The organism is uncultured Lactobacillus sp. (genome assembly GCF_945290125.1).
Taxonomy (GTDB): domain Bacteria; phylum Bacillota; class Bacilli; order Lactobacillales; family Lactobacillaceae; genus Lactobacillus; species Lactobacillus rizhaonensis.
On sequence record NZ_CALYQV010000098.1, the window covers coordinates 1 to 4,348 of the forward strand.

Here is a 4,348-nt window from a genome sequence, read left to right on the forward strand (position 1 = left end):
CACACCCGATGAATTATATGAAAGAAGATTAGATTGCATCTATCAGATCAAGTAGAGCGTTCAACTTAAAATTGCAATTTTCGAATTTAAAAAATAATTTAATTGGCATTTTTTCATAATAAGTTTAGAATTGAATTTGTACCACAAAGAGCCAATTTAAGAGTAACTCTCGAGGAAGAATATGAAGAAAAGCAAATTTGCTATTGCCGTAGTTAATATTATTTTTTTAATTACCATTCCAGGATTAACTCTAGGCGGGACGGAACAAGTAACAGCAGCCACTATTAAGGGCTATGTTAAAGTTAAAAAGCAGAAGAAAGTTCGCCTATATAAAATATCTGGAAAGCATTCTAATTTTTATGCAAAAGCTAAATATAGCTATCCATATAGTGCGAAGAAAAAAATTGGTAAGAAAAAAAGATCTGCTTATAAGATCGGTAACAATTCTCACTGGATTTTAGCTAAAGACGTTAAAGTTGTTAAGAAAAGTTCACCCAGAGTATATACTCAGGCAAAAATGAAATTGCCAAAGGGTTATACCAAGAGTCAACTGTTACTCGCTTATCAGGGCAAACCTACTAAAAATTTTGTCAATGCTTCAATGCAAGGGATGAAAGCTAATGATTTTAGCCGTCTTAAAGTATCTGAAAGTAAAGCTGATGATCTGACTCAAGTTGACTTAAATCAGCTTACACCTAAGCAAATTAGCGATCTAGCTGCTTTTTCACTTCGTCTTATTAATGAAGCTAGGAATGACTTGAATTTGTCACCTTGGGTTGAAAGTAATGGAACCGGTAAATTAGCAGCTGATATTGCCTTGGAATATAGTAAAAATAATAAGACTATTAAAGATAGTCACTATGTTCCGGGAATTGTTCGTGCTTGCCATGCTAATGGCCTTAATCTTGATGATAATTTTGTCGAAGATATGGCCGGCTTTTATAATATCAGTCAGACAATGTCTATGACCGAATTAAAGAAAAGCGTTTATTTTGGCTTAAAACAAATGATTTTTGGTTATGTTGGCAGTGGTGAAGAGGGACGATCTAACAGAAGCTACTATCAAGAATGGGAGCATGCTGGAGATTTGTTTAATACAGAGGGGTCGCTCCATGATGGAGATTACAATTATTATGGCTTTAGTATTTCCCATAATGACAATGTTTGTTCTCTGCATTTTATTAGCGTTCCCACATATGTAGTTAACAGCAAAAAGTATAATAAAGGTTTTAAACCGTAAAAAGCAGCCTAGTAATTGGGCTGCTTTTGTTTTACAATTATTTCTATATATTTTTAAGTAGGGTAAAAAAATGTTAATTTATATGCGAATGGCTGAAAAAGAAGATCTTAATCGGATTATGACCATTATTGATGAAGCAAAAGTGTTACTAAAAAAAGACGGTAATCCTCAATGGCAGAATGGTACTCCTAATCGTGAAATGCTGGCGGAGGATATAAATCTTAAGCGCGCATACTGTCTCGTAGCAAATAAGGAAATAGCTGGTGTGGCAGTATTACTCACGTCACCCGATCCTAACTATGCAGAAATAGCTGGAGCCTGGGCTAATAACAAGGAGCAATATGCCACAATCCACAGGATTGCCATTAGTTCAAAATTTTGCGGGCAGCACCTCAGCCAATTTATGATGTCTAATTTAATTTCTCGCGGGCTCATGCTTGGCATTCGTAACTTTCGTATTGATACCCACGCGGTCAATAAGCGGATGCAGGGCTTAATAAAAAGTTTAGGCTTCGAATATCGGGGGATTGTTCAGGTTGACCAAACTGAAAATGGCGCTAGAAACGCTTATGAATTAAATTTATAGCGATAAAAAAGTCATTTTACACTTGACTTGCAAGACGCAATTTCCTATACTATTTAATGTTGAGTAATCAAGTAAAAGCTCAAATGGTATTGGGTTATAGCCAAGTGGTAAGGCACTAGTTTTTGGTACTAGTATGCGCTGGTTCGAATCCAGCTAACCCAATTGTTCTTACGAACACCCAACCCGAAGAGCAGACAGATTTTTAAAATCTGTCTGTTTTTTTTGCAAAAAAGTGCATTGCAAAATTTCTTTACTTTTTTAGCCTTTCATATTTAAAAAATAGTTAAAAGGGTTTATTATACTCATTATGTTTTGTTTGTAATGTTTATCTTTTTAATGAGGTTTAACTAATACAGAAAATATGAATAGTGGTAAAAGTAAGACAATTGTATTTGGACATAGAGGCTACCCTGCTAAATTTGCAGAGAACTCTATGGAAGGCTTTCATAATGCTGTTGCAAATGGTGCTGAAGGCGTTGAATTTGATGTTCACTTGACACAAGATGGTGTTCCCGTAGTTATGCATGATGAAAAAGTTGACCGTACAACAGATGGTACCGGTTATATCAGGGACTTTACCCTTAAAAGACTGAGAAAATTACATTTATCAAATGGCGAACCCGTGCCAACTTTGCAGGAATTATTTGAGCTTCTTGAAAATCAAGATATTCAAATAAATTTGGAATTTAAAACTGGAATCATTCACTATCATGGTATCGAAAAAACTGTTTTAAGTTTGGCTTATCTATATCATTTTGTACATCCTATTATTTATTCATCCTTTGACTATGTTACTCTGAAGAACTGTCAAGAAATTGATCCTAATCAAATTTATTGCTACTTAACGGATGAAGAAGTAGTTAATTCAGCTAAGCTGGTCAAAGATAATCATTTTGCTGGTATCCATCCAGGTAAATTGCTCCCAACGCGCGAAGCGGTTACCGAGCGAATTTGGACAGTTGATGATCCGCAAATAGCTAAGAAGTATTTTCAAGAGCATGTTGCGGGAATTTTTACTAATAATTATCCTTTAATGATTAAATTACGAGATCAAATACAGGGAAAAGGATAACTGAATATTAAAACCAATATTTGTAGAAGGGCCTTAACTTATCTAGTTATAAGGCCTTTTTTGTGAAATTAGTTTAAAATTAAAAAAATATTGTAGAAAAATAATTTTGTAAAAGGTATAATTTTTATAACTAAAAAGAAAGTTAGGTGAAAACATGGCAGATTTAATTAAATATGTACGAAAAGGTCTGGCTGAATCCCCTTCTAATCCGATTTTGAAATTTGCGGATTATGCCAGTAAAATACCGGATGTTGTGAAATTTACTCTAGGTGAGCCTGATTTTAATACACCAGATCACGTTAAGAAAGCAGCAAAAAGAGGAATTGATGAGAACCACTCTCACTATGCTCCTTCAAACGGAACAATTGGTTTGCGTAAAGCAGCAAGTCAATTTTTAAGTAAAAAATATGGTCAAAATTATGATCCCGAAACTGAGGTTTTGGTTACAAATGGTGTTACTGAGTCAATTTTTGATTCAGTTATGGCAACTCTGAATCCTGGCGATATTATGGTTGTTCCTACTCCGTTGTTCCCACTTTATATGAGTGATGCAGGTTTAATTAGTGCAGGCGTTGAAATAGTTAAAGTAAACACATCAAATGATGGTTTCAAATTGACTCCTGAAAAATTGCAAAAGGTAATTGACAAATATGGTGACCGAGTTCGCATGCTGGTTTTGAATTATCCTACTAATCCAACTGGGGTAATGTATAGTCAAGATGAATTGGATGCTTTAGCGGATGTTATTCGCGATAAACCAATTTTTGCACTATGTGATGAAATTTATAGTGAATTGAACTATGATCAACCTCATGCGTCAATGGAAAAATCATTGCATGACCAAGTAATTTTAATGAACGGCGTTTCCAAGTCATGGGCCATGACCGGTTACCGGATTGGTATTGTCTGTGCGCCAAAAGATATTTTGCAACAAATTGCAAAAATTCACCAAGCAATAACGACTACTGAACCAACTCCTATGCAAGATGCAGCTGAAGAAGCTTTTAAAAACGGCATGGATGATTCTTTGCCAATGAAAGAAGAATTCCAAAAAAGGCGTGACGCTTTATATACCGGATTGACCAAAATAGGTTTTGAATGTGCTAAACCCCAAGGTGCATTCTACATTTTTGCTAAAATACCAGATTGTTTTGAGCAAGATGATAATAAGTTCATTTATGAGCTGGTTGACAAAGCACACGTTGCTGTATCTGCCGGATCCAGCTTTAGTGAAGGCGGAGAGGGTTATATTAGATTCTCCTATGCTGTTTCAATGGATCAAATTGAAAAGGGACTTCAACGACTAGAAAAGTTTGTTAAAGAAAATAAGAAATAATTTTAGGCAAATTTTGCTTGCAATCGCGCACGTTTTTCGGTATTATAATTATCGTGCGTGACGGAGGAGTAGCGAAGTGGCTAAACGCGGCGGTCTGTAAAACCGCTCTCTCTG

General features: G+C 35.3%; 4 protein-coding genes and 1 tRNA gene. All 5 read left to right on the plus strand.

Annotated elements, in window-relative coordinates; translation table 11 throughout:
• Positions 1-181: 181 nt before the first annotated feature.
• On the plus strand, positions 182-1,240 hold the full coding sequence (locus tag Q0K80_RS09935) for an SEC10/PgrA surface exclusion domain-containing protein (RefSeq protein ID WP_294605930.1): 1,059 nt from the start codon (positions 182-184) through the stop codon (positions 1,238-1,240).
• A gap of 70 nt (positions 1,241-1,310) precedes the next feature.
• Entirely contained in the window at positions 1,311-1,826 is a 516-nt protein-coding gene (locus Q0K80_RS09940; RefSeq protein ID WP_294605932.1) for a GNAT family N-acetyltransferase, read from the plus strand.
• Between the two features lie 90 nt (positions 1,827-1,916).
• Positions 1,917-1,988 (plus strand) — tRNA-Gln (locus tag Q0K80_RS09945).
• 199 nt (positions 1,989-2,187) lie between these two features.
• On the plus strand, positions 2,188-2,898 hold the full coding sequence (locus tag Q0K80_RS09950; protein ID WP_294605934.1) for a glycerophosphodiester phosphodiesterase family protein: 711 nt from the start codon (positions 2,188-2,190) through the stop codon (positions 2,896-2,898).
• Positions 2,899-3,052: 154 nt separating this feature from the next.
• Positions 3,053-4,234 carry an aminotransferase class I/II-fold pyridoxal phosphate-dependent enzyme gene (locus Q0K80_RS09955; protein ID WP_294605936.1) on the plus strand — a complete coding sequence of 394 codons (1,182 nt, stop codon included), beginning with the start codon at positions 3,053-3,055 and terminating at the stop codon, positions 4,232-4,234.
• The last annotated feature ends 114 nt before the right edge of the window (positions 4,235-4,348 follow it).

Excerpts from the sequence above, each read along its gene's own strand:
- Q0K80_RS09935 (WP_294605930.1), top strand. The coding sequence starts at position 182 with ATGAAGAAAAGCAAATTTGCTATTGCCGTAGTTAATATTATTTTTTTA.
- Q0K80_RS09940 (WP_294605932.1), top strand. The coding sequence starts at position 1,311 with ATGTTAATTTATATGCGAATGGCTGAAAAAGAAGATCTTAATCGGATT.
- Q0K80_RS09950 (WP_294605934.1), top strand. The coding sequence starts at position 2,188 with ATGAATAGTGGTAAAAGTAAGACAATTGTATTTGGACATAGAGGCTAC.
- Q0K80_RS09955 (WP_294605936.1), top strand. The coding sequence starts at position 3,053 with ATGGCAGATTTAATTAAATATGTACGAAAAGGTCTGGCTGAATCCCCT.